The sequence below is a fragment of the Roseateles aquae genome (assembly GCF_032337115.1).
Taxonomy (GTDB): domain Bacteria; phylum Pseudomonadota; class Gammaproteobacteria; order Burkholderiales; family Burkholderiaceae_C; genus Roseateles_C; species Roseateles_C aquae.
On the sequence record NZ_JAVXZY010000002.1, the window covers coordinates 14,800 to 38,378 of the forward strand.

Sequence of the window (23,579 nt, forward strand, 5' to 3'; positions counted from 1 at the left end):
CAAGCCGGGTACAAGATGCTGCCAGCCAGGCCTCAGTCGGACATCGTCGCTCCCGGGAAGAAGGGCAGGCTGCGCACCCGCTTGCCACTCAGGCGCGCCCAGGCATTGGCCAGCGCCGGCGCCAGCGTCGGCACGCCAAGCTCACCCACACCGCCCAGTGGCACGCTGCGGTTGGCGGCCGCAGGCGCCGGCAGGATGCTGACGCTGACCACGGGCATCTCCTTGAGCCGCATCATCCGGCTGTTGTTGAAATTCTTGGCCTGCGCCGCGCCATTGACAAAGGTCTGGCGGCCGTAGAGCGCGGCATTGAGCCCGTGGACGATGCCGCCAATCATCTGCGCCTCGATCGAGGCTGGATTGACGGGCAGATAGCAATCGATCGCCAGCCAGACTCGCGTGACCCGCGGCCCCGCGGTGCTGCCCGAGCCAGTGCTGGCCACCTCCACCACCTGGGCCACGATGCTGTTGAAGGCGGTGCCGATGGCAATGCCACGCGCCCTGCCTTTGGGCGCGCCGGCACTCCAGTTGGCCGCGTTGGCGACTGCTTCGAGCACGGCAATCCAGCGCGGATCGGTCAGCCGGGCGCGACGGAACTGGTAGGGGTCCTGCCCGGCCGCAAGCGCCAGCTCGTCCATCATCGACTCCACCGCGAAGGTGTTGATCGAGGCGCCCACCGAGCGCCAGAAACCGACCGGTATCGGCGAGGGATGGCTGACCCATTCGGTCAGCCGTGCGCCGAAGTTGTAGGGCAAGGCCTGCGAGCCTTCATAGCCCTGGCTGTCGCCGCTGGCACCCAGCACCGCGCCGCGCTGCGCCAGGATGGACGGCGACACATTGCGGTAGCTCCAGCCGGTGATCAAGCGGTTGGCATCGAGCCCGGCGCGTACGCGCACCAGGGCCATGGGCCGGTACTGATCATGGGTGAAGTCTTCCTCACGCGGCCACATCAGCTTGACCGGCCGCTGCAGAGCCATGGCCACCTGCACCGCCTGGCTGATGAAGTCGAGTTCCGCCTTGCGGCCGAGCCCGCCGCCCAGATAGGTGGTGTGCAGCGTGATCTTGTCGGCCGAGAGGCCGGTCAGGGCCATGACCAGCGTCAGTGCCGACTTGGCCGATTGCGTCGGCGCCCAGACCTCGCAGCGCTGGCCGGCCAGATAGTCCACCGTGCAGTTCAGCACCTCCATGCAGGCATGGGCCACATAGGGCAGGCTGTAACTGGCCTCCAGGCGCGTCACGGACAGAGCCAGTGCGGCTTCAGCATCCGCGGTGCTGCGCTCCACCGTGTAGACGGTACCGGCCGGATTGCTGCCACCGGCCACATAGGGCTTGGCACTGCTCATCAGGGCCTGGGCATCGGCAGCGAACTGGCTGCTGTTCAAGGCAGCCACATTGGCCGGCAAGTTCCATTTCAGGCTGAGCCGACGCGCGGCCTGCCAGGCGTCCCAGGTGTTGCTGCCCACCACTGCCACCGCATTGGTGTTGCCCACAGCCTCCAGGCCGCGCGCCGTGCCGGCCATCACCTTGGTCGGCACGACAGCTATGGCACCGTTCGGTGTGGCCGGTGTTGCCGCCAGCGTGCCGCCAAAGCTGGGGCAATGCTTGATAACGGCGTAGACCATATTCGGCACCCGCACGTCCAGGCCGTAGACGGCGCTGCCATCAACCTTGAACGGGATGTCCTGCCGCGCCAGCGCCTTGCCAATGCATTTGAACTGGCTGTCAGGCACCAGCGCGGGCGTGGCAGGCAGGGGCTGCAGCGCCGCGTCGGCGGCCAGCTGTCCATAGCTGAGTTGCTGGCCGCTCGGCCCATGTGTCACACGGCCATTGCTGACGCTGTAGTTGGCACGGCTGCTGTCGCCGATGCGCGCCATCGCGGCGCCCACCAGCATTTCACGCGCTGCGGCACCGGCATCGCGCAGGCGCCAGAAGTTGTTGCGCGTGACGCTGCTGCCCACGGTGTTGATGGCGGCCCCCACCGGCGCCAGTGTGGCCAGGCTGGGCGCGCCCTGCACCAGGCGGACGTGGGCCGGATCGACCATCAGGTCTTCACAAAGAATCTGCGCCAGGCCGCTGACGGCGCCCTGCCCCATATCGGAGGCGCCAATGGTCAGCGTGATGCTGTCATCACTGCCGATGCTGAGCCAGCTATTGACACTGGTGCCGCCGGCAGCGCCAGCAGCTGCATCGGCGCCGCCCGGGCTGAGCACAAGGCCCAGCACCAGGCCGCTGCCTGCGCCCAGGAATTGACGACGATCAAGCGATAGCGTGTTCTGCTTCATGGCTGCCTCCGCTCACAAGGTGTTCAGCGCTTGCTTGATGCGCTGGTAGGTGCCGCAGACGCAGACGTTCTCGATCTCGTTGGCAATCTCGCTGCCCTTGTGCCCGGCGTTCATCGCGCCCGCCACCGCCATCAGCATGCCAGACTGGCAGTAGCCGCATTGCGGCACCTGATGCAGGATCCAGGCCTTTTGCGCCGGATGGCTGCGGTCGGCCGACAGCCCTTCGATGGTGGTGATGCGCTTGCCGACCGCCGAAGAGACATCCATATCGCAGGACTTCTCCGGCTTGCCATTCACCAAGACCGTGCAGGCGCCGCAGATCTCGATGCCACAGCCGTACTTGGTACCGGTGAGGCCGATCAGATCGCGCAAGGCCCAGAGCAAGGGCATGCTGGTGCTGCTGACGGTGATGGCGTAATCCTTGCCATTCACGTTAAGAGTCAAGTTGGGCATCGTGTACTCCTTATGCCGGACTGTTGAGCGTTCGCGTCGAAGCGCAAACGCCGCGGTCCAGCTTAGGACGCCCCACGTCTCCTGGCTGTATGGCTTTGTAAGAGCACTGTCTCGCCAAGACTGGCGTAACGACAGTGCGGCCCGCGCCTGCCGCGTGTTCCGCGCTCAGCGCGGTACTGGCGAGGCATCAGGCCGGCGGTGAGGCTCAGAGCTGAGGTTGCAGCTGGGCTCGCAGTTTATGGAGGTCTTCGACGGTGTCGACGTCGACCAAGACGCCGGCGTCGTCCAGCTCCACGCCAGCCGAGGGATAGCGCGCGATCAGGCGTCGCGCGCCTTCGTCGCCTTGCAGCTCGATCAGGTCGGAATACAGCTCGGCAGCGAAACCAACCGGATGGCCGCGCAGGCCGCGGTACTGGGCAAAGGCGACCGGCGATTGCAGCAAAGCCTCGCCCACGGCCCGCATGCTCCGCGCGCGCACCATGGGCATGTCACCAGGCAATATCAACCAGCCGTCAGCGTCACCGCTGGCGGAAACACCTGCGGCAATCGAGTGCCCCATGCCGACAGGCAAGACCTGACCCTGCAGCCCGCGCTCCGGCAGCACCACCACGTCGCTGGCGGCGATCATTTCACGCACCGAGGGCGCCAAGGCCTCGCTGCAGACGACGACGACTCGCAAACCTGTTTCAAGCGCATTGGCCAAGGTACTTCCCAGCACGCTGGTCTGGCCCAAGCCCTGGACCAACTTGTGCCCTGCACCCCGGAAGCGCATGCCGCGACCCGCTGCGAGCACGACGACGGCCAGCCGTCGCATATCCATTCGTACACCCTTGCTTCAATGCCGCGAGACCATACCCGCCGACAGCCGCCATCATCCCGTTGCAAGCACAGGCTCATAAGTGGGGCCAACACCTAAGGTGTTCCCCGCCTGGGACATACTCCAGGGATGAACAAGAAAATTGCAGATCTGCGCAAGAGCTACGAGCTCGGCGAACTCGACGAAGCAGCCGCGGCCAACGCGCCGCTGGAGCAGTTCGGTCAATGGTTTTCGGAAGCCCAGGCCGCCGAGGTTCCCGAGCCCAATGCGATGACGCTCGCCACCGTTGGTGCCGACGGGCGGCCGTCCACCCGCATCGTGCTGATCAAGGATTTCGATGCGCGCGGCATCGTCTGGTACACCAACTACCACAGCCGCAAAGGCCGTGAGCTGGAAGCGCATCCCTATGCCGCGCTGCAGTTCCATTGGGTCGAGTTGGAGCGTGTGGTGCGCATCGAGGGCAGCGTCGAACGCGTGTCCGAGGCGGAGTCGGACAACTACTTCCACAGCCGCCCGCTGGATTCACGACTGGGCGCCTGGGCGTCGCCGCAAAGTGAAGTGATCAGTTCGCGCGCCGTGCTGGTGGCCAACGCCGCCAAGGCTGCCGTCACGCATGGCCTCAATCCGGCCCGCCCCCCGCACTGGGGTGGCTTCAGGCTGAAGCCGGAGCGCTGGGAGTTCTGGCAGGGCCGCAAGTCGCGCCTGCATGACCGCCTGGTCTACCGACTCGACGCGCAGGGCCAGTGGCTGCGTGAGCGGCTGGCCCCCTGAGCATTGACGACTTCGCTCAGAAGCGCAGCTGCAGCCCGGTATGCAGGCTGCGCCCCGGCAAGGGGGCAAGATCGCGCATGGTTGCGACCGTGCTGGCGCTGTAGGCCAGCTGATTGCCCAGGTTGTCGAGCTTGAGGTACCACAGGGCATCGGTGTCGCCCCAGCGGAACTGTCGCGCCACCGACAGTTTCAGGAGTCCGTAGCCGGCGGTGGCTCGGTCTTCGGCCGGAACCCGGGATTGGCGGGCCACACCATGCCAATCGGCACGCAAGGTCCAAGCGCCCTGCTGCGCCTCCAGCCCCAGACCCAAGCGCTGCGGCGCAATGCGCGGCAAGGGCTGTGCATGGCTCAGGTCTTCGCCCCGCACGCCGTCGAGCTGCAGACTGCCAGCCAGCTGCCAGCCGGCCAGCGTCCAGGCTTGCCGCAGCTCGAGCTCATAACCCGTCAACTGTGCGCGCACACCTTGATAGCGATACTCGGGCCAGGCCGTGCTATCGCCATCAGGGGTAACCGTTTGGCCGCTGGCGTTCAGCGCCAGATAGTTGGCAAAACGGGTGCGGTAGATATTGAGCTTGGCGCTGCCGCCGCCGCTGGCCCAGTGCATGCCCAAGTCCAGGCCGGTGGCATGCTCCATGTCCAGCGTGGCATCGCCGCGCTCATACGCACCGCTCGCCACATGAACACCGTTGGCGAAAAGTTCGTAAAAGCTCGGCGCCCGCTCGCTGTGGTTGACACTCATCGTCAAACCAAGCTCTGGCGTCGTGTGATAGCTGGCACTGAACGAGAAACTGCGCGGCGAGAAGCGCCGCTCAAGCGCCGGACCAAAACGGCCGACACCATCGGCGCCATCGCCATCGGAACGCACCCGCGCCTGCTCAACGCGCACACCGCCTGACAAGCCAAAGGCCCCTTGCTGCCACTGTTCAAGCAGGAAGAGCGCGCTGGATCGCGTGGCCGTGCTGGGCACCAAGGCCTCTTCGCCGACCGCTGAAAACGTCGACGATTCCATCTGCGCGCCAATGACGCCGCGCACATCACCGATGGCACGATGCTCGGCTTCCACGCGCAAGTCCTTGCCACTGCTCTTGAAGCGCGTGCCTACCGAACCATCGCCCTCCAGCTCGACATGCTCGTAGCGGCTGCTATTGAGCTGCCACTGCACCTTGCTCAGCATCGCGCCGGCATCATTCCAGGCGCCTGCCGTGGCAATGCGCTGGCGCTGCATCTTGATGGTGACATCAGGCTCCACTGTCACGCCGTAGTGGCTGTGATAGTCCTCGATCGAGACACCAGCGAAACCCTTGCCAAAGAACAGCGAACTGCCAAGCGCCGCGCCATGGCTGTCGCTGGCCGAGTTGCGCACGCGATGGGAGACGCTGCCCTCGGCAGCGCTGAACTCGGGCACAGCCAGATCACCGGCGCTGCGCCCCGAAGCATCGACATGCCAGGCCCAGCGCTTGTCGCCACCTTCCAGCACCATCGCCGCATTGCGCTCACGGCTGGCGCCGCCCAGGCGCAGTTCGGTCACACCACTCAAGCCATCACCTGCCACTCGTGGAATGCGGTTGTCCAAGGTGTTCACGACACCGCCCATCGCACTGCCGCCGTACAGCAAGGCCGAGGGGCCGCGCAGCACTTCGATGCGCTCAATCACCAGCGGGTCGACGGGCACGCCGTGATCAAAGCTGAGGCTTGAGGCATCCACCGAAGCGCCGGCATTGCTCAGGATGCGCACGCGGTCACCGTCCAGGCCGCGTATGGTTGGCCGGTTGCTGTTGGGGCCGAAATAGCTGGAGCCCACACCGCTGATCTGATCAAGGCTGTCGCCCAGCGTGGCGCCGCGCGATAGCGTCAGCGCCTGGCCGCTGAGCACCTGCGAAGATTGCACCGGGTCGCGCTCACCGAGCGGGTTGCCGGTGACAACAACCTGATCCAGTTTGTCGGCGATTTGCTGCGCTTGCGTGCCAGTAGCCAGCAGGCCAAAGGCCAAGGCCACAACACTGAAGCGTGAGCGGGTGTTCAGTGCATGGAGGGAGCACCCAGCAGCGTTGTAGTTTTGCGCCGGGCAGACGCGGGCGTTCCGCATCAAGGGAGTGCTGTTCTTCATTGTCAATCTCTAGGGCAGACGCAGCAGCGTCGTAGGCTGCAACGTCAGTCGAGCATCAAAGGGCAGGCTTGAACGACGCATGGCGCAACTGCGCAGCGGCCGTTCAGCGATGAACTCAGCCTAGAGACAGGGGCGGCCCACGGGCCTGGACATGCCAGCCGGTACGAACGATGAAGGGACTCGATGGCAGCGCCTGCTGCGGCGCTGCAGCGATGACGCCAGACGATGGCGTCGCTGCGCTACAGAGCCCGTCGCCTTGCGCGATATGGTCGAACAGCTGGCAGTCTGCACTGCCAGCCTCGTGCCCCAGCACGAACTTGGCCGTCAGCGTGGCGCTGCCATGGGGGTGCAGAACCCGGTGCCACTGCCCCAGGCCCTGCAGGCCCAGCATGCTGACGGCAAACAGCAGCGCCAGCCAGAAGCGGCGCTGCTGCACGGCGTTTGCAACCGTCTGTTGAGGCTTCATGCCGACCCTCCGCCCAGGCTCATGCGGCGCGACCTGCGGTCGCGGCGGGCGAGACATGGCGATGAAGGGAACAGGAAGTTCATGCGCGGCTTAGAGGCGAACTGCTGACAGTCTGTGACCATGAAGCGAAGGCGCGATTGTGCACGCAAGGGGGCTGCGCTGCCAAAGGCCATGTACTTGTGCCGCGGCGGACTCGGGGCACAGGACACAGCGCTCAGGCCTCAGGCCGCAGGTACTGGCCCAGGGTACGAACAAACTTGTCGACCTTGGCCGCAACCACGAACTGGCAATAGCCCTGCTCAGGATTGCGAGCGAAATAGTGCTGGTGGTAGGCCTCGGCAGGATGGTAGTCGCGGACCTGCTGCAGCTCGGTCACCACGCGCCCCCCTAGCGCTGCTTGCAGTTCCTCAATAACAGCAGCCGCCTCGCGCCGCTGCGCCTCATCGTGATAGAAGATGGCCGAGCGGTACTGTGTGCCAACGTCCGCACCCTGGCGGTTCAGCGTCGTCGGGTCATGGATGGTGAAGAAGATCTCCAGCAGCGCGCGCAGGCTGACTTGCTCGGGCACAAAGCGCAGCTGCACCACTTCGGCGTAGCCGGTCTGGCCGCTACAGACGGCCTCGTAACTCGGCGGCGTCGCAACAAGCCCGTTGCTGTAGCCCGACTCAACCGCGAGCACGCCGCGAACCCGCTCGTACACGGCTTCCAGGCACCAGAAGCAGCCCCCTGCCAGCGTGATGATGTCTTCGCCCGCTGCAGGGCGCACTGTGTCAGTCATTGCTGTGGTCCTCGTTGAGCGCCCGTGAAGGCGCAGTTCGCCGCGGCAGCATAGCCGAGCCGGCCTCAAGCCAGACTCAAGGACTGGAAAGGCTCAGCTGCGCATGGGGTTGCCAGGCCGGATCGCCATCCTCGCCGTCACGACGCAGCCTGGCGCCCAGGAGTTGCAGGCGCTGCGCGGCAATGCCACGCGCCAGCAGCGCCTCGCGCAAGGCAACGGCGCGCTGCAGGGCCAACGCCTGCCAATCGGACTCCGTCGGCAGCTGTGCCGCCAGCAGCAGCGCTTCCATCTGTTCAGGGGGCAATTCCTTCTTGAAGCCGATCAGCGTGCGCTCATGCTTGATCTTGGGACTTTCAAGATAGAGCTTGCGCAGCAAGGCGGCGCGCTCAGGCCCAGTGGGTAGCGTGCCCTGCGCGGCCAGCGGATGCTGCCTCCGCCACAGCTGCAGCAAGGCATCACTGAGCCACTGGCTGCGCCAGGCAGACAGCTCACCAGCCGGATCAACCCAGGGCGCTATCGTCAACTGCAGCTGAGATCGTTGTTGCAAGGCTTGTGCGAGCTGTTCCAGTTGCCCAGGATCTGCCCAGTCGGCCGTGCCCGGCTTGAAGCCGATCTGGTGCAGCTTGTGAGCCTCGGCGCCAGCGAACAGCGAGAACGGCGAAGTCAGCGCGCGGCCGATCAGATTGCCGACCAGGCGCAGCACCAGACCACCAACGCTGAACTCGGGATCGTTCACCGAGCCGCTGATGGGCAGGCTGACATCGATGACCCCGTTGCGATCCTTCAGCAGCGACAGTGCCAGAGCCACCGGCAAGCGCGTCGCATCCGGGCTGTCGACCTTGTCACCCAGCTGGAGCTGGTCCAGGATGACCTGGTTTTGGGCCTGCAGGCTGCCATCGGCCGTGATCTTGTATTGCAGCTTGCTGCTCAAGCTGCCATTGGCGATCGCGTAACCCGCATATTTCTCGGCATAGGGCGAGAGCGGACGCAAGGCGATATCGCGAGCGTCAGCTCGCAGATCGAGTTGCAGCGGGTGGCTCAAGGGATTGAGCGTTCCAGCAATTTCAAGCACACCTTCACCGGCAATACGGCCGCCAATGCGCAAGGCGGCCGGCGCGCCCGCGTTGCTGCTGATGCTGCCAAGCTCCCCCTGCAGCTCGCTGAGACGTGCGCTGTAGTTGGGCTTGATGAAGCGATCCTGGAATGCAACCTCACCGGCATCGACCCGCACGGAGCGAATCAGCAATTGCAGCGGCGGCGATGCGGGCGCAAGCGCTTGCGCGGGCACCGGCTTTGGCGCCGCCGGCTCAGCCGCCTCGACATTCAGGTCGCGAAGATTGAACTGCCCCTTGGCATCCAGGCTCAGCCGTGCAAAGAAGTCACTCAGTGCGATTTGATCCAAGCTCAGCTGCGTGGCCTGCTGCGGCCGCAACTGCAGCTGCAGCCCGGCAAGGCGCAGCGCCTGCCAACGCAAAAGCGGCTCTGCCGCCGGGGCAACAGCGCTCAGCGGCTGAGAGGCAGCGACCGCCTCGACATCACCGCTGCGCTGCACGCGCAAGCTGGCCAGCGCCGCGTCACCTTTCAGGCTCAGGGCTTCCGGCCCCTGCATGGCAAATGCGCCGCGATAGCTCAGAGCGCCCTGCTCCAGCTGCAGCCGTCGGGGCAAGCCGGCCTCATGCAAATAGCCTTGCAGCGGCGCCAAAGGCAAGCCGTCAAGCTGCAATTGGCCACTAACACCCAAATTGCTCGCATCTCGATTGAGCTGGACCTGTGCCTTCAGCCGACCGGCCGGCGCTGCTGCTGACTTGCCGGCATCTCGCAAAACGGCGTCGAGCAGCTGCAATTTGCCAATGCTGGTCTGGCCTTGCTGGCGCAAGTCTTGGGCGTTCAGGCGCAGCTCCTTGATGGCCAGGCGCGCGGCGGGGCTGACGCTATCGTCCTGCCAGTCGATCGCTGCGCCGTCCAGCGCCAGCTCTTGCAGGCTCACGTGCCAGGGTGTGGCGTCAGGTGCGGCCTGCGCTGCCTTGGCACGGTCATCGCCAGCGCCCTCGGGCTTGAAACCCGCCAGGGTGACGCTGCCGGCTGAGCGCCGCAGCGGCAATTGCAGGCCGCGCACTTGCAGACGCCCCAGTTGCAGGTCGCGAGCGGACACCACCAATTTCAACTGATCCAGCTTCAGCTCGGCCAGTTGCAAATGCGTTTGCGCCTTGCTGTCGGTCGAAGCGCTGCGGCCGCTTTTCAGCGCCAGATCACGGAGCGCCAGCGCGCTGCCGTCGATCTTCGAACGATCCAGCGCAGCGGGCGTCAAGGGCTGATCGACTTGCAAGCGCAAGCGCCCACCGGCCAACCCAGCCAGTTGCATGGCCCCGCCTGCCTCGGTCTTCAACGGCAGCAGCTCGCTGGCCCAACGCAGCGGCAGCTGTGACACATCGACTTGCAGCTCCGCCAGCGCCGCCGACACGCGAGCCTCCAGCGTCAGGTCTGCCTGCTCCTTGCCTTGCGCCGGCAGGGCACTGAGCAAGGTTTTCAGCGTCAGAACCGCTGGAGCGGCCTGCTCCGACAGCGGCCATTGCCAGGCACCCAGCTTGACTTGCAGCGCCTCGGCCTGCAGCGATGGCGTTCCGCCCTGCGCCTCGTCGCGCCACTGCACGCCCCCATCGCTGACAGTCAGGCCAGCCAAGCTGAGCCGCCAGGGCGCAGCCGAGGGACCTGCCGACTTGGTCGACGTGCCACCGGACGCCGTCGCGGCTCCGAAACCTTCGCTGCCAGGCAGCAAGACACGGCCCTGACGATCGCGCACCAGGGCCAAACGGGGCTGTTGCAGCACCACGTCACCCAAGGCCACTTGGCGCTGCAATGGCAATAGCTTCTGCAGCGGCAGCTTCAGCTGCTGCAGGCTGAAGCAATCGCTGAAAGGCGTGCTGCCACTGCGGCATTGCGCGGCCAGTTCGTTCAAGACAAGCTCGCCAGCCACCTGCATCTCGGCCGCCTGGCCTGGGGCCTGCTTGAAGCGCAGGGCCAAGTCAACATCCAGGCCGCCCTTCGTGATCTGCACCGGCAGCGCGGCGGGCCAGTAGGGACGCAGGCGCTGCAGCTCAAACCCACGCAGCTTCAGCGCGAGCTGAGCTTCATCAGCGGGACTGAAGGGGCGCAGATTGGCCTCGGCCTCAAAGGCGCTGCCATCGACGCGAGCCCGCAGCGCCGGCTTCACCGCCACATGAATATCTGCGCCCAGCTTGGAAATGAAGGGCAGCGCCAGGTGCAAACCATCGACCCGGTGCTGCTGCCGCAGCGGCCTGTCGTCAAGCAGCAGCTCGCCGTCCAGAACTTCAATGTTGTAGGCCGCCCAGCGCAGCTCAGGCTGATGGCGCTCATCAGACGGGGCGTCAGCCTGAAAGCGCTGCAGGAGATCATCGATGCTGTAGCGCCCCTCGCCGATTCGCGCCAGCCGCAGCCGCGGCCGCTCGATTCGAAGGCTGTCAAGCACGGCTTGGCGGTGCCAGATCGATCGCCAGGACAGGCTCAGCGCCACGCGATCGACATCGAGCAGCGCGGCACCCCCATCGTCACCTGCTCGCGCGGCAACCTGGAGCTTCTTCAGCACCACACCCAGTCGCCAGGGCTGAACCTCGGCCTCCTGCACCGACACCTTGCGCCCCAACGCCTCGCTGGCCGCTTCCATGCCGGGCCCGGCAAGCCAGCGGGGCAGCAAGGTAGCGGCAGCCAGCATCAGCAGCGCTGGCACGCCGATCAGCAGCACCAGGGCCCAACGCCAGCGGCTATAAGCAATCTTTGTCATTACACCCAAGCATCACAATCGCGGCTGCGATTATCAGGGGCAGCATAGGACAGACACCCCGTTTTCAATCCGTTTCAGTAGCGAGCCCCGCACAACGATGCATGACTTGATTTCCAGTCTAAAACCCCTGATCGCCCTGCTGCTGCTCCCGCCCACGCCGACCTGGCTGCTTTTGCTTCTTGGTCTGTGGCTGCGTGCCCGCCGGCAGAACATTGGGACCGGTCTGTGTGTGATCGCCCTGCTGTTGGCTTGGCTCAGTTGTACCGAGGGCATGGGCCAATGGCTTTGGACCCACGCGCTGAAGGCGCCACCAGCCTTGCAACGCGCCGAATGGCCGAGCAAGGCTGCACCGCGGACCGCCGTACTGGTGCTCGGCGGCGGCATCTACCAGCGCAGCCCGGCCTATGGCGCGGCAGATCTGAAGCAGGAGACGCTGGAACGACTGCGCTACGGCATCTGGCTGGCCCGCCAACTGGACCTGCCAGTGGGATTTACGGGCGGCCGCCCCTTCAAGCCCGAATCAGATGACGTCAGCGAAGCTGTGGCCGCCGCCCGGGTAGCGCGGCAGGAATTCGGCTTGCCCCTGCGCTGGACAGAGGATCAGGCACGCGACACCGTCGAAAACGCCCGGTATGCACTGCCACTGCTACGCAAAGACGGCATTCGCGATGTGCTGCTGGTGACCAGCGCGGCACATATGCCGCGCGCTTTGCGGGCCTTCCGCCAGGAGGCGGGCAAGGACCTTCGCATCATTGCCGCACCTATAGGCTGGAAGGAAGCCGGGCCAACGCCCAGCATTCATGACTGGGCACCCAGCGCCGAAGGCTTGCGCGCCGTACGCTACGCCTGCTACGAGTTGCTCGCGCTGGGGGCGAGCCGCTGAGGCGCTGGAGCTCACAACATATATAACCGCCATTCACGCATCCCGAAAATCACGGCTCAAAATGACGAACCCCGCCCGGTTTTGAATCGGGCGGGGCGAGTGGCTGACGCCACTATTGGGGCTCCACAGCTGCTGCTGCGGGGCTCCTGGCGCGCAAAGATTGCGCCAGAGGTGATGCCTGAACAGGCTTCTCAAGACTAGGCGCACGAAGCGCGGCCTTCAAGGCCAGGTGCCTGGGATGAACCCTGATGGAAAAGCGCTTTTTCTCAGCCTTTGTTCGGCGCTAGCAAGTTCGCAAGCAAGGCTTCAGCCTTGGCCGTCACTTCCGCCGGCATGGTGATCGTGCGGCCCCACTCGCGCGTTGTCTCGCCCGGCCATTTGTTGGTGGCGTCCATGCCCATCTTGCCGCCCAGGCCGCTCACCGGTGAGGCGAAGTCCAAGTAGTCGATCGGCGTCTGATCGACAAGCGTCGTGTCGCGCACCGGATCCATCCGGGTCGTGACCGCCCAAATCACCTCGTTCCAGTCCCGCGTGTTGACGTCGTCATCGACGACAACAATGAACTTGGTGTACATGAACTGGCGCAGAAAGCTCCAGACGCCGAACATCACCCTCTTGGCGTGACCCGGGTACGCCTTGCGAATGGACACCACCGCCATCCGGTAGCTGCAGCCCTCGGGAGGCAGGTAGAAATCAACGATCTCGGGAAACTGTTTCTGCAGCAGCGGCACAAACACTTCGTTCAAGGCGACACCCAGTATGGCCGGCTCATCGGGCGGTTTGCCGGTGTAGGTGCTGTGGTAGATCGGATCGCGCCGCTGCGTCAGGCGGCTGAGCTCGAAGACCGGGAACCAGTCCTGTTCGTTGTAGTAGCCGGTGTGGTCGCCAAAAGGCCCTTCCAGGGCGTGGAGGTAGCCATCCTTTTCCTTCAGTGGCACACCATCGGCGCTGAGCCCCTCATAGCCAGGTGCTGCAACGGGGATATGCCCTTCCAGGACGATTTCGGCGCTCGCGGGCACCTGCAGGCGTCGCCCCTCGGGGCCCACGGCCGTATCAACCAGCTCGGTGCGTGAACCACGCAACAGCCCCGCGAACTGATATTCAGACAGCGAATCCGGCACCGGCGTCACGGCACCCAGAATCGTCGCTGGATCGGCGCCCAAAGCCACCGCAATCGGAAACGGTTGCCCCGGATTGGCCAGTGCATGGTCGCGAAAATCCAGCGCGCCGCCCCGGTGGGCCAGCCAGCGCATGATCACTTGACGCGGTCCGATCAGTTGCTGGCGATAGATGCCCAGGTTCTGCCGCAACCGCGGCTTGGCGACGTTCTGCGGTCCGCGCGTCACCACCAGCCCCCAGGTGATCAAGGGCCCAGCGTCCCCCGGCCAACAGGTCTGAATGGGCAGGCGGTGCAAATCGATTTCATCGCCTTCCAGAACTTCCTCCTGGCAGGCTGCGCGCGAGACCAGGCCGGGCTTCATATCCCACAAGGCCTTGGCCATCTGGAACAGACGCCCTGCATCCTTCAAGCCCTTGGGCGGCTCCGGCTCCTTGAGGCTGGCCAAGACCTGCCCAACCTCACGAAGTTCGCCGAGCGAATTCTGGCCCATGCCCAGGGCCACTCGTTTGGGGGTGCCGAACAGATTGGTCAGTACTGGCATACCGAGGCTTGCTCGGTGCTCGAAAAGCAGCGCCGGACCTTGCTGCTTGAGCACCAGATCGCTCAGTGCCGTCATCTCTAGCCGCGGGGACACCGGCTGGCCGATTCGAAGCAGCTCGCCCTGGTTCTCCAGGGCCTGGATGAAGTCGCGCAAATCCTTGTATTTCATAACTCAAAGTAGTTAGAGAGCATCTTTATGCGCTTGACTGGTTATTTTTGATCCCTAAAATCCGCCCTGCCCTGAGTCTTCAGGGTTAACCCGTGCGCGCTTGAACTGGGATTGAGCGCGCACGCCGCTGCCGATGGACGCCGTTCCTCGCCCTGCGCTGACCTCGTTGCCAGGCCCAGGACAAGACAACGGCCCATTATCACTGTCGGCCCTGCCCCGCCCCTGGTGGACGATGGCAAGACCGGCAGAGAAGAAAGGAGTCGCATGACAGCGCGTCAAGATCTGTTATCCCTCGGCCGTTCCACCCGTGCGGCCCTGACCCTGTTCGTTCGCGATATCGGTCAAGGCCTGCTGGTCGTCAGCCACAACACTCTGGCCCTGGTCGGCCTGGCCGTCGTCGCCGTGCTGGCGACCTTTGCCAGCCAAGCCGAATTGCGCCACCAACTGGAAAGCCAAACCCTGGGCTGGTTGCATGCCCGCCAGGAAGCCCGCGCAGAGGCGCTGGGCGACACCCTGTCGGGTGTCGCCGACCCTGAAGCGATTGTTCGCGCCACCGCGACCGATCCCAAGGACCTGCCCCGACAGCAGGCTGCCGTCGCTCAGTGGCTGTCGCGCCGTTACAAGGTTGCGCCTGAGCCGATCAGCCGCTTGGTGCAAGAAGCCTGGGCGGTCGGTCAACGCGCCCATGTCGAGCCGACGCTGATACTGGCCATCATGGCCGTCGAATCCGGCTTCAACCCTTTTGCTCAGAGCACCGTCGGCGCTCAGGGCTTGATGCAGGTGCTGACCCGCGTCCATGACGACAAGTACGAGGCCTTTGGCGGCAGCCATGCGGCGTTCGACCCGATCACCAATTTGCGCGTCGGCGTTCAAGTGTTGAAGGAGTGCATTCAGCGTGCTGGTAGCGTAGAGGAAGGCCTGCGCTTCTATGTGGGTGCCGCCAATCTCCCCGACGACGCTGGCTACGCCGGCCGCGTGCTCTCTGAGCACGAGCAGATGAAGGCCGTTGCGGCAGGCAAGCCAGCCGCGGCGCCGGCCAAACCTGCCCGTGAGGCCGTCGCAGCGACCAGCAACGCTGCGCACGTCGCGATGTTGGATTGAGCGTCACCGCGCTCCGCTACACTCAGCACTTCGCGCGACTGGCGATCAAGGCGGCAGTCAGCCGCCCGAGGTGGTGGACCACCGGGAAGCGCGAACGACAAGCCCGTTCAGGGCCTTGCCGTCTTCAGCCGTTCGCCTGGGCAGCCCAGCCAGCAAGTCGGATCTTTCGACGGCGGGGCTGCGGCTCCAACCCTAGAGTACAGCCACCACACCATGTTTGACCGCAGCACTTCGACCCTGGCCAACATCGATCCGGACCTCTGGGCCGCCATTCAGGCCGAGAACCAGCGCCAAGAAGATCACATCGAGCTGATCGCCTCCGAAAACTACACCTCGCCTGCCGTCATGCAGGCGCAGGGCAGCCAGCTGACCAATAAATACGCTGAGGGCTATCCTGGCAAGCGTTATTACGGCGGCTGCGAGAACGTCGACGTCGTCGAGCAACTGGCGATCGACCGCCTCAAGCAGCTCTTCGGCGCCAACTACGCCAATGTGCAGCCCAACAGTGGCTCGCAGGCCAATCAGGGCGTGTTCTTCGCGCTGCTGCAGCCCGGCGACACCATCATGGGCATGAGCCTGTCCGAGGGCGGCCACCTGACCCACGGCATGGCGCTGAACATGAGCGGTAAGTGGTTCAAGGTCATCAGCTATGGCCTGAATGACAAGGAAGAGATCGACTACGACGCGATGGAGAAGCTGGCGCGCGAGCAAAAGCCCAAGCTGATCATTGCTGGTGCCTCGGCCTACAGCCTGCGCATCGACTTCGAGCGCTTCGGCAAGATTGCCAAGGAAATCGGCGCCTACTTCATGGTCGACATGGCCCACTATGCCGGCCTGATCGCTGCAGGCGTCTACCCGAATCCGGTCCCGCATGCCGACGTTGTGACCTCGACCACGCACAAGAGCCTGCGTGGCCCGCGTGGCGGCATCATCCTGAGCAATAGCGAAGAGATCGCCAAGAAGATCAACAGCGCCATCTTCCCTGGCATCCAGGGTGGCCCGCTGATGCATGTGATCGCCGGCAAGGCTGTTGCCTTCAAGGAAGCGCTGACGCCCGAGTTCAAGGCCTATCAGGAGCAGGTCGTCAAGAACGCCAAGGTGCTGGCCGACACGCTGATCGAACGCGGCCTGCGCATTGTTTCCGGCGGCACCGAAAGCCATGTGATGCTGGTCGATCTGCGCCCCAAGGGCCTGACCGGCAAGGAAGCCGAAGCCGTGCTGGGCCTGGCCCACATGACCTGCAACAAAAACGGCATCCCCAACGACCCGCAAAAGCCCATGGTCACCAGCGGCATTCGTCTCGGCACCCCGGCGATGACCACCCGCGGCTTCAAGGAAGAGCAGGTGCGCGCCACCGCCCACCTGATCGCCGACGTGCTGGACAAGCCACACGATGAGGCCAATCTGGCCGCCGTGCGCGAAAAGGTTGCCGCGCTGACGCGCGACTTCCCGGTCTACCGCTGATCGCTGCGGCTGCCCTCAGGCCCTAAGCGACGATGCGCTGCCCCTTCTGCAGTCATGCCGAAACCCAGGTTGTCGAAACCCGGGAATCGGATGAGGGCGATGTGGTGCGGCGCCGTCGCCGCTGCCAGGGGTGCGAGAAACGATTCACCACTTACGAGCGGGCCGAGATCGCCCTGCCCGTGGTGGTCAAGAAGGACGGCACCCGCGCCGACTTTGACGCCAGCAAGGTTCGTGCATCGATGCAGCTGGCGCTGCGCAAGCGCCCGGTCAGCATCGAACAACTCGATGCGGCACTGGAACGCATCCAGGAACGCCTGCTGACCAGCGGCGCCCGTGAAATCCCCTCCACCAAACTTGGTGAACTGGTCATGCGCGAGCTCAAGCGCATCGACAAGGTGGCCTACGTCCGTTTCGCTTCGGTGTACCGCAGCTTCGAGGACGTGGATGAATTCAGGCAGCTGATTCGGGATATTTGATCCCCACAACGGGGGTCTCCCCCCCTTACGGCACCCGTCAGCAGGACAGAAATGCCGGGCCGCTTGCCTTAATTTTGCTGCCACAGACAGCCAGCAAAGGGGCCAAGCATGAGAGCACAGTCATTGACAGGATCGCGCATGGCGGGTTTTTGCGCCGTCGAGGTCTGCGTAGCCGCAACGATCGTGGCCATGCTCACGTCACTTGCCCTCCCCAGCCTCAAATCAACGGTGACCGCCCACCGCGCCCAGCAGGCCTCGCAGACACTGCTGACAGCAATTCGTGAAGCCAGAAGCGAAGCCATTCGATCACAGAGCGTTGTGAAGCTGAATCTCCAATCGTCAACGCACGGCTCTTGTCTCGTCATGTATGTCGAGAACGGCCCAGCCAGCGCCGGCCGTCAGCCATGCCAATGCTCAGCCGATGGCACAGCGACCTGCAATGCCGCAGCAACCTTGCTCAGACACCAATGGCTACCCTCAACAGCGGAAGTCTCAGTCCTGACCAACGTGCCGACAATGAACTTTGAAGGTGCACGTGGGCTGGTCACGCCAGCCGGCCACTTCGACGTAAATCAGACTTCTGGGCCGGCCATCCGCCATATTGTGAGCATGGCGGGCCGAATCCGCAGTTGCAGCCCAGACGGCGAAGCGAAACAGCTCGTGCGCTGCTAAGCCCCCCCTCAAATCAGGGAGCAATAGATGAGCGGTCAGCTTCGACTGACCGATGGCAGCGCATTCACAGCAGATGGCACCAGGGACAGAATAATCGGGCCATGCACTCACAGACAAACCGCGTCCGACGATCAGCGGCAAAAGGTCCGGTCCAGCTGAGCGGACTGACCTTGATCGAATTGCTTGTTGTTTTGGCTATCGTCGGCATTCTGCTGGCGATTGGTCTTCCTTCGTACCAGCAGTACGTGATGAAGGGCCGCCGTGCCGACGCGATCAAGGCCTTGAATGAGGTGGTGCAGGCGCAGGAGCGATATCGCAGCAGCAACTCCAGCTATGCGAACTCACTGACGACGCTTTACTCAACCACCACGGCCCCCGATCTCGCGCAGCACTACGACATGACATTGAGTGGTGTTTCTGCAAGCGGCTTCACCATCGCTGCGAGCCCTAAGACCGGCGGCTTGCAGACTCAAGACACCGTGTGCGCCACGATCAAAATCAGTCTTGCCGGCGGCGCACTCACCTACTCCAGCCTCAATTCCGCGGCTGCTTCGACCACCTCCAGCTGCTGGCCAAAATGAAGAGTGTTCGCAAACCCATTGGCGTCGGCATAGTTGAAGTGCTCGCAACGCTAGCGATAGTTGGAATATTGCTCGCCGTGGCCGCGCCCTCGTTCTCAGACTTCCTTGATAGAAGGCGGGTTGAGGCAGCCACCACCGAATTTGCCTCAGACATCGCCTTCAGCAAAGCCCTGATCGCAAGCAACACGACCAATATCAATTTGAGCATTGGCAGTGCTTGCTACTCGGTGGCTTTTTTCGCCGGCAATACAACCTGCCCCTGTGAACCACCAATCCCGAACATCTGCCTCGTCAGCCCCACCGCTCAGGCCCAAACGCAAAAAACGGTCCAGAAGACCAACGGTATTCGGTTCTCTACCAGTCCGCAGGTGCAGAGCAACCAAAGGATTATCGCCATACAGGCGTCTGAAGTGCTTCCCCAGCCGGCCTACGTGGAAATTACCGGCGCACGGAGCAACTCGCTGCGGGTGGAGATTGGCCCGGTAGGCAGAGTCAGGATTTGCAGCGTCAGCGGCAACTTTTCTGGATACCCAACATGCTAGCCTCGGTCCAACCCACCGCTCCCGCCCTGCGGGGCGCTCGCCGGCGCCAAGCCGGCCTGAGTCTTGTGGAAATGATGGTGGGGATCACCGTCGGTTTGGTGGTCACCGCTGCCGCTGCGTCGATGATGCTGTCTCAGATGACGGAAACACGGCGACTGCTGCAGGAAACGGAATTGCAGCAGGATCTTCGCGCCATTACCGAGTTGATCCGCCGGGAAACCCAGCACGCAGGGTATTGGGCCAACCCAGATGCTGGTACTTGGATGATTAATGACTCAGGCAATCGAATCAGAAATCCTTACGGGCAAATCTCGCTCAGCACCTCGCCCGGTGCGACCACCCCTGACAGCATCACCTTTTACCGCAGTGAAGCCGAGCGCTTGCTGAATGGCCCGTCGACCAGTCCCGGGTCTGGCTTTAAACACGAGAACAATTCCGCCGATGCGGGCGAACAGCATGGTTTCAGACTCGTTAATTCTGTGCTGTCTTACCGGCTGACGCGTACCAGTCAATGGCAGCCGTTGACCTCAACTGATCAGGTCGAAATCACCAGCTTTTCGATCACACAATCGAACCAGTGCCTGCCGACCAATGAATTCTCGCCAACGCCCTGTCCCTCCGGTTCAACAACTTGCACACCGCCACCAGGTCAGGATGTGATGACTCTGAATTTCAGTATTGGCGCGAGGCTGGCGAAGGATCACAGTGTCACCCGCACTGCGACGACCAGCGTACGCGTCTTGAACGCGGGGAACTGCTGATGGGCACCATGCGCGTCTCTGAAATTCTGTCGCCCAGGCGGCAGCGTGGTGCCGCCACGCTGCTGGTGGTGATGGTGCTGTTCTTTGTCATGGCGCTCGTCGCTGCAGGTGCCGGTCGAAGCATCTTTTATGACCAGAAGATCACTACCAACTACGGCAGGGCAGACGTTGCAAACGAAGCCGCGATCGCCGGCATTGACTGGACCTTTAGTCAACTGAATGGCCTGAAGATCAACTCGAGTTGCACAGAGACCTCATCAGGCCCGGATAGGTTTGCTGAACGTTATCTGCAATTCACACCGACCGCGTCGACAGATCGGATGGATCCGAAACTCGGCATCGGCATCATTGCTCGTTGCGCCAGCTCAGCAACTGGCGCCTGGACATGCGAATGCAATAGCAATGGAGCCATCAATCCGCCTACGACACTGCCAGCTGGCAAGCCTTCGCCTGCCTTTGTAGTTCGGATGGCCTATTCGGACCGCGGTAGCACTGCGGTCGTGAGAGTCTTCGGTTGCACGTCCCCACTGACCAGCTCGTCAATTGGTAGCGATACGTGCAACGCCGCGGATCAAACTGGCCGGGCTGAGGGCGTGGCGAATCGTGTCATGCAGATCGATGCTGGGCTAATACCGGCGCTCAGGGTCCCTCCAGCCAGCCCTTTGATTGCACAAGGCCTGGTCAACTGGGGAGCAGCCGGTTCCAGTGCATTGGTACAGAACACTGACCCCGCAAGGAATGGCCTGATCGCCCAAATAGGTGATAGCCAAAGCGGTTCGACCGCCGGCCTGCAATCACTGCCAGGTACGCCGGTTCAGAATGCCTTGATCACTGATCCTGGCTTGTTGAATACCACTCTGACCTATGACGCGTTCTTCCAGCGCTTTTTTGCGATGACTCCGGCGACTTACCGAACACTGCCGGCAGTGAGAATTGCAAGCTGCCCAACTGGCGGCGGTGACTGCAGCTCCGCGATCAGCACGCTGTTCACGGCCGGAGCAAGAATGATTTGGATTGATGGGAATGCAACAGTATCGAGCGCGCTGACCCTGGGTACAGTGGGTGATCCCGCAGTACTCATCGTTGACGGCAATCTGCAGATCTCTGGCGGATTCAAGTCCGCCGGCGTGGTCGTCGCCAAGGGGGCGCTGAACTGGACGGGTAGTACTGCAGGGCTGGATGAACTACTGGGCAGCCTGGTTGTTGGTGGCGATACGACCTTTACCGGCCCGGTAGTGGTGAATTATGTCTACGCTCCCCTGCGCACTCTAGCGACTCGGCGCGGTAGTTTCGTCCCAGCTCCTGGCTCATTGTTGAATGTGACGCTATGAATCGGTCCAGCACACGTCGTCGCCCTACCCTGCAGTCAATGCCTGCGGCAGCGAGACGCGCAAGCCGTGGGATTACGCTGGTCGAAGCGCTGGTGGCCATGCTCATCATGGCATTCGGCATGGTTGCTTTGAGCGGAATGCAAACGGCCTTGCGACGTGGGGCTGACCTGGGTAAGCAGCGAACCGATGCAATGCGTGTGGCGCAGGCTGAGATTGACCAGCTCCGGTCGTTTACAACCATCACCGCGACGACACCGCCTACCGCTGGCGTTTTCGCCTACAGCAACATCACACAAGACTTGAATCTACCTGCGGTGACTGTCAACGCAACCAGCTTTTCTGTCAGCCGCGCCGTCACCGACCTCAGCAACCCGCCGCGCAAGAACGTTGTGGTGACCGTTACATGGACTGATCGCGCCAACGAGCAACAGTCCGTCAGCTTGTACAGCATGATTGCACCGCTAGACCCCAAGATTTCCGGGGCCTTGCGATTTGCTCCGAACTCAACGACGACACGGCGCCCACTGGAACGCTCCCCGGATATCCCTGCGGGCGCGAAGGATTTGGGCAGCAACTACAGCGCGGCCGCCCCTCCGGGTACCAGTGGCGTGTTCTGGCTGTTCGACAACACCACCGGTCGAATCACCGGCATTTGTGCAGTGCCTGGCGTCAGCCTGGTCAACCTGTCCAGCGGCGACGTCACCAACTGCCAAACCAATGTTACCGGCGGCGCTTACCTGGTCAGCGGTTTCATACGCTTCTCCACTGGCGTCACGGCCGACCCGGATAGCCCCAGCAGTGCTGCCCTACCACTGAGTGTGGATTTGAATGTCACGTCGACCTCGACTGTCACGCCGAAATCAACGTGCTATGACGACTCCGCGCAAGCTGTGGCGGCTGGGCAAACCTGGGCCAGCTATATGTGCATCGTCTATCCAGATGGCACTCACAATCCGCCAGATTGGGATGGGCGTACCAATTTGAATGGCCTGACCTTGGCGGCTGGCGGACAGCGCGTCTGTCGCTACAGTGCCGATTACAACGGCAATGGCAGCATCGACAACGCCGAGCACCCGCTGAATTACAGTGCGGTGCCAGGCTCCTTGAGCAAGCAAAACTTCCTGGTCATCGCCTATGCGAATACCTGTCCGGCAGGCACGCCGGCCAGTCCAAGCAGCGGTCGTTACATCAACACGGCCACGGTTGCCCATCAGCCCTGATCTGATGCTGCCAGACGCCTCCAAGCGACTGGCGAAGGCTAGACTGGAAGGATGAGTTCCGACCAGCCCGCCTCTCCCCACTCGCCCGCCTTTGCCACCCAAGCCATGCACCAAACCTTGGCGCTGGCGGCACAGGCAGTCGGCCTGTCAGACCCCAATCCTCGTGTTGGCTGCCTGCTGATCAGCGCGCAGGGGGAGTTGTTGGGCCAGGGTCATACACAAGCCGCCGGCCAAGCCCACGCCGAGGTGATGGCGCTGCGCGATGCGGCGGGTCGAGGCCACGACGTCCGCGGCGCGGTCGCCTACGTCAGCCTGGAGCCCTGCGCCCACCATGGCCGCACACCCCCCTGTTGCGACGCCCTGATTGCTGCTGGCGTGTCACGCGTTGTCGCTGCATTGGAAGACCCCAACCCTCTGGTGGCGGGTCAAGGCTTGGCTCGCTTGCGCACCGCCGGTATCGCCACCGAAGTCGGTCTGCTCGCCGATGAAGCCCGTGAGCTCAATATTGGTTTCTTCTCGCGCATGCAGCGGCTGCGGCCCTTTGTGCGGATGAAGGCAGCGGCCTCACTGGACGGCAGAACGGCATTGCTCAATGGGCGCAGCCAGTGGATCACCGCCGAGGCCGCCCGGCAAGACGGCCATGCCTGGCGCAAGCGAGCCGGCGCGTTGCTGACCGGCATAGGCACAGTTCGTGACGATGATCCGCGCCTTGACGTCCGGCTGGTGCACACTGAGCACCAGCCGCTGCGGGTGCTGATCGACTCGCACCTCGAGGTGGCAAACAGCGCCAGACTCTTGCAGCCCCCCGGCCAAGTGCTCATCTATCACGGCGGCAGCGCCGGACCTGTCACCGCACAAGCGCTGTGCGACCTTGGAGTGGAGCTGAAGTCGCTGCCCGACGCCCGCGGCAAGGTCGATCTGGTAGCAATGCTCAGCGATCTGGCGCAGCGCGGCATCAATGAGTTGCATATCGAGGCGGGACACCGACTGAATGCCTCGCTGCTACGGGCAGGTCTCGTAGATGAGTTGCTGCTCTATGTGGCGCCCAAATTGATCGGCGAAGGCGCCGGCATTGCCAGCCTGGGGCCGTTCGAGAGCCTGGAGCAGGCGCTGCAGTGGCGCTGGCTGGATGCCGAGATGGTTGGCAACGACCTGCGTCTGCGCTTGCGCAAGCTCGACGCGGTCGCCAATCCCAGCGATTCGAGCCTGTGAACTAGCCCGGCGCGCGGCGCCACCCGGGTTTGCCCGC

The 23,579-nt window shown here is 63.5% G+C and carries 20 protein-coding genes and 1 riboswitch; of the genes, 12 read left to right on the forward strand and 8 right to left on the reverse strand.

Annotated elements, in window-relative coordinates; all coding sequences use genetic code 11:
* Positions 1-32: 32 nt before the first annotated feature.
* The 3 genes from RQP53_RS05420 to RQP53_RS05430 form a co-directional block, all read right to left on the reverse strand.
* Entirely contained in the window at positions 33-2,279 is a 2,247-nt protein-coding gene (locus tag RQP53_RS05420) for a xanthine dehydrogenase family protein molybdopterin-binding subunit (RefSeq protein ID WP_315649215.1), read from the reverse strand.
* Between the two features lie 12 nt (positions 2,280-2,291).
* Positions 2,292-2,732, reverse strand: coding sequence for a (2Fe-2S)-binding protein (locus RQP53_RS05425; protein ID WP_315649216.1), 441 nt, complete (start codon positions 2,730-2,732; stop codon positions 2,292-2,294).
* 205 nt (positions 2,733-2,937) lie between these two features.
* Complete coding sequence (locus tag RQP53_RS05430; protein ID WP_315649217.1) at positions 2,938-3,552, reverse strand: nucleotidyltransferase family protein; 615 nt, start codon at positions 3,550-3,552, stop codon at positions 2,938-2,940.
* A gap of 126 nt (positions 3,553-3,678) precedes the next feature.
* Here RQP53_RS05430 and pdxH point away from each other — a divergent pair, with 126 nt between their 5' ends.
* Entirely contained in the window at positions 3,679-4,320 is a 642-nt protein-coding gene (pdxH, locus tag RQP53_RS05435; RefSeq protein WP_315649218.1) for a pyridoxamine 5'-phosphate oxidase, read from the forward strand.
* Positions 4,321-4,336: 16 nt separating this feature from the next.
* Here pdxH and RQP53_RS05440 read toward each other — a convergent pair whose 3' ends face one another.
* The 4 genes from RQP53_RS05440 to RQP53_RS05455 all read right to left on the reverse strand — a co-directional run bounded on the left by RQP53_RS05440 (position 4,337) and on the right by RQP53_RS05455 (position 11,470).
* Positions 4,337-6,427, reverse strand: a complete 2,091-nt coding sequence (locus RQP53_RS05440) for a TonB-dependent receptor (RefSeq protein WP_315649219.1) — start codon at positions 6,425-6,427, stop codon at positions 4,337-4,339.
* A 115-nt stretch (positions 6,428-6,542) separates the two neighbouring features.
* On the reverse strand, positions 6,543-6,893 hold the full coding sequence (locus RQP53_RS05445) for a hypothetical protein (protein ID WP_315649220.1): 351 nt from the start codon (positions 6,891-6,893) through the stop codon (positions 6,543-6,545).
* Positions 6,894-7,107: 214 nt separating this feature from the next.
* Positions 7,108-7,671: a peptide-methionine (S)-S-oxide reductase MsrA gene (msrA, locus tag RQP53_RS05450; protein WP_315649221.1), complete on the reverse strand. Its 564-nt coding sequence runs from the start codon at positions 7,669-7,671 to the stop codon at positions 7,108-7,110.
* 76 nt (positions 7,672-7,747) lie between these two features.
* Positions 7,748-11,470, reverse strand: a complete 3,723-nt coding sequence (locus RQP53_RS05455) for a DUF748 domain-containing protein (protein WP_315649222.1) — start codon at positions 11,468-11,470, stop codon at positions 7,748-7,750.
* Positions 11,471-11,567: 97 nt separating this feature from the next.
* On the opposite strand from RQP53_RS05455, the gene RQP53_RS05460 reads away from it, so the two are divergent.
* Positions 11,568-12,353, forward strand: a complete 786-nt coding sequence (locus RQP53_RS05460; RefSeq protein WP_315649223.1) for a YdcF family protein — start codon at positions 11,568-11,570, stop codon at positions 12,351-12,353.
* 266 nt (positions 12,354-12,619) lie between these two features.
* On the opposite strand, the gene RQP53_RS05465 is transcribed toward RQP53_RS05460, so the two are convergent.
* Positions 12,620-14,182 carry a UbiD family decarboxylase gene (locus RQP53_RS05465; RefSeq protein WP_315649224.1) on the reverse strand — a complete coding sequence of 521 codons (1,563 nt, stop codon included), beginning with the start codon at positions 14,180-14,182 and terminating at the stop codon, positions 12,620-12,622.
* A 264-nt stretch (positions 14,183-14,446) separates the two neighbouring features.
* On the opposite strand from RQP53_RS05465, the gene RQP53_RS05470 reads away from it, so the two are divergent.
* The 10 genes from RQP53_RS05470 (at position 14,447) to ribD (ending at position 23,542) form a co-directional block, all read left to right on the forward strand.
* Positions 14,447-15,283, forward strand: a complete 837-nt coding sequence (locus tag RQP53_RS05470; protein ID WP_315649225.1) for a transglycosylase SLT domain-containing protein — start codon at positions 14,447-14,449, stop codon at positions 15,281-15,283.
* Between the two features lie 24 nt (positions 15,284-15,307).
* A riboswitch (ZMP/ZTP riboswitch) is annotated at positions 15,308-15,432 on the forward strand.
* 64 nt (positions 15,433-15,496) lie between these two features.
* On the forward strand, positions 15,497-16,747 hold the full coding sequence (gene glyA / locus RQP53_RS05475; RefSeq protein ID WP_315649226.1) for a serine hydroxymethyltransferase: 1,251 nt from the start codon (positions 15,497-15,499) through the stop codon (positions 16,745-16,747).
* A 32-nt stretch (positions 16,748-16,779) separates the two neighbouring features.
* Entirely contained in the window at positions 16,780-17,223 is a 444-nt protein-coding gene (gene nrdR / locus RQP53_RS05480; RefSeq protein WP_315649227.1) for a transcriptional regulator NrdR, read from the forward strand.
* A 108-nt stretch (positions 17,224-17,331) separates the two neighbouring features.
* Entirely contained in the window at positions 17,332-17,895 is a 564-nt protein-coding gene (locus tag RQP53_RS05485) for a GspH/FimT family pseudopilin (protein WP_315649228.1), read from the forward strand.
* Positions 17,896-17,996: 101 nt separating this feature from the next.
* Positions 17,997-18,476, forward strand: coding sequence for a type IV pilin protein (locus RQP53_RS05490; RefSeq protein WP_315649229.1), 480 nt, complete (start codon positions 17,997-17,999; stop codon positions 18,474-18,476).
* On the forward strand, positions 18,473-19,018 hold the full coding sequence (locus tag RQP53_RS05495) for a pilus assembly FimT family protein (RefSeq protein WP_315649230.1): 546 nt from the start codon (positions 18,473-18,475) through the stop codon (positions 19,016-19,018). Before RQP53_RS05490 ends, RQP53_RS05495 begins: the two co-directional genes overlap by 4 nt.
* Positions 19,012-19,779, forward strand: a complete 768-nt coding sequence (locus RQP53_RS05500; RefSeq protein ID WP_315649231.1) for a PilW family protein — start codon at positions 19,012-19,014, stop codon at positions 19,777-19,779. Before RQP53_RS05495 ends, RQP53_RS05500 begins: the two co-directional genes overlap by 7 nt.
* On the forward strand, positions 19,779-21,110 hold the full coding sequence (locus tag RQP53_RS05505) for a hypothetical protein (protein ID WP_315649232.1): 1,332 nt from the start codon (positions 19,779-19,781) through the stop codon (positions 21,108-21,110). Before RQP53_RS05500 ends, RQP53_RS05505 begins: the two co-directional genes overlap by 1 nt.
* A gap of 38 nt (positions 21,111-21,148) precedes the next feature.
* Positions 21,149-22,330, forward strand: a complete 1,182-nt coding sequence (locus tag RQP53_RS05510; RefSeq protein WP_315649876.1) for a prepilin-type N-terminal cleavage/methylation domain-containing protein — start codon at positions 21,149-21,151, stop codon at positions 22,328-22,330.
* A 105-nt stretch (positions 22,331-22,435) separates the two neighbouring features.
* Positions 22,436-23,542 (forward strand): bifunctional diaminohydroxyphosphoribosylaminopyrimidine deaminase/5-amino-6-(5-phosphoribosylamino)uracil reductase RibD, encoded by a 1,107-nt coding sequence (gene ribD, locus RQP53_RS05515; protein ID WP_315649233.1) that lies wholly within the window; start codon positions 22,436-22,438, stop codon positions 23,540-23,542.
* The last annotated feature ends 37 nt before the right edge of the window (positions 23,543-23,579 follow it).

Coding starts and splice junctions, on each gene's coding strand:
- RQP53_RS05420 (WP_315649215.1), bottom strand. CDS start 2,279: ATGAAGCAGAACACGCTATCGCTTGATCGTCGTCAATTCCTGGGCGCA.
- RQP53_RS05425 (WP_315649216.1), bottom strand. CDS start 2,732: ATGCCCAACTTGACTCTTAACGTGAATGGCAAGGATTACGCCATCACC.
- RQP53_RS05430 (WP_315649217.1), bottom strand. CDS start 3,552: ATGGATATGCGACGGCTGGCCGTCGTCGTGCTCGCAGCGGGTCGCGGC.
- pdxH (WP_315649218.1), top strand. CDS start 3,679: ATGAACAAGAAAATTGCAGATCTGCGCAAGAGCTACGAGCTCGGCGAA.
- RQP53_RS05440 (WP_315649219.1), bottom strand. CDS start 6,427: ATGAAGAACAGCACTCCCTTGATGCGGAACGCCCGCGTCTGCCCGGCG.
- RQP53_RS05445 (WP_315649220.1), bottom strand. CDS start 6,893: ATGAAGCCTCAACAGACGGTTGCAAACGCCGTGCAGCAGCGCCGCTTC.
- msrA (WP_315649221.1), bottom strand. CDS start 7,671: ATGACTGACACAGTGCGCCCTGCAGCGGGCGAAGACATCATCACGCTG.
- RQP53_RS05455 (WP_315649222.1), bottom strand. CDS start 11,470: ATGACAAAGATTGCTTATAGCCGCTGGCGTTGGGCCCTGGTGCTGCTG.
- RQP53_RS05460 (WP_315649223.1), top strand. CDS start 11,568: ATGCATGACTTGATTTCCAGTCTAAAACCCCTGATCGCCCTGCTGCTG.
- RQP53_RS05465 (WP_315649224.1), bottom strand. CDS start 14,182: ATGAAATACAAGGATTTGCGCGACTTCATCCAGGCCCTGGAGAACCAG.
- RQP53_RS05470 (WP_315649225.1), top strand. CDS start 14,447: ATGACAGCGCGTCAAGATCTGTTATCCCTCGGCCGTTCCACCCGTGCG.
- glyA (WP_315649226.1), top strand. CDS start 15,497: ATGTTTGACCGCAGCACTTCGACCCTGGCCAACATCGATCCGGACCTC.
- nrdR (WP_315649227.1), top strand. CDS start 16,780: ATGCGCTGCCCCTTCTGCAGTCATGCCGAAACCCAGGTTGTCGAAACC.
- RQP53_RS05485 (WP_315649228.1), top strand. CDS start 17,332: ATGAGAGCACAGTCATTGACAGGATCGCGCATGGCGGGTTTTTGCGCC.
- RQP53_RS05490 (WP_315649229.1), top strand. CDS start 17,997: ATGCACTCACAGACAAACCGCGTCCGACGATCAGCGGCAAAAGGTCCG.
- RQP53_RS05495 (WP_315649230.1), top strand. CDS start 18,473: ATGAAGAGTGTTCGCAAACCCATTGGCGTCGGCATAGTTGAAGTGCTC.
- RQP53_RS05500 (WP_315649231.1), top strand. CDS start 19,012: ATGCTAGCCTCGGTCCAACCCACCGCTCCCGCCCTGCGGGGCGCTCGC.
- RQP53_RS05505 (WP_315649232.1), top strand. CDS start 19,779: ATGGGCACCATGCGCGTCTCTGAAATTCTGTCGCCCAGGCGGCAGCGT.
- RQP53_RS05510 (WP_315649876.1), top strand. CDS start 21,149: ATGCCTGCGGCAGCGAGACGCGCAAGCCGTGGGATTACGCTGGTCGAA.
- ribD (WP_315649233.1), top strand. CDS start 22,436: ATGCACCAAACCTTGGCGCTGGCGGCACAGGCAGTCGGCCTGTCAGAC.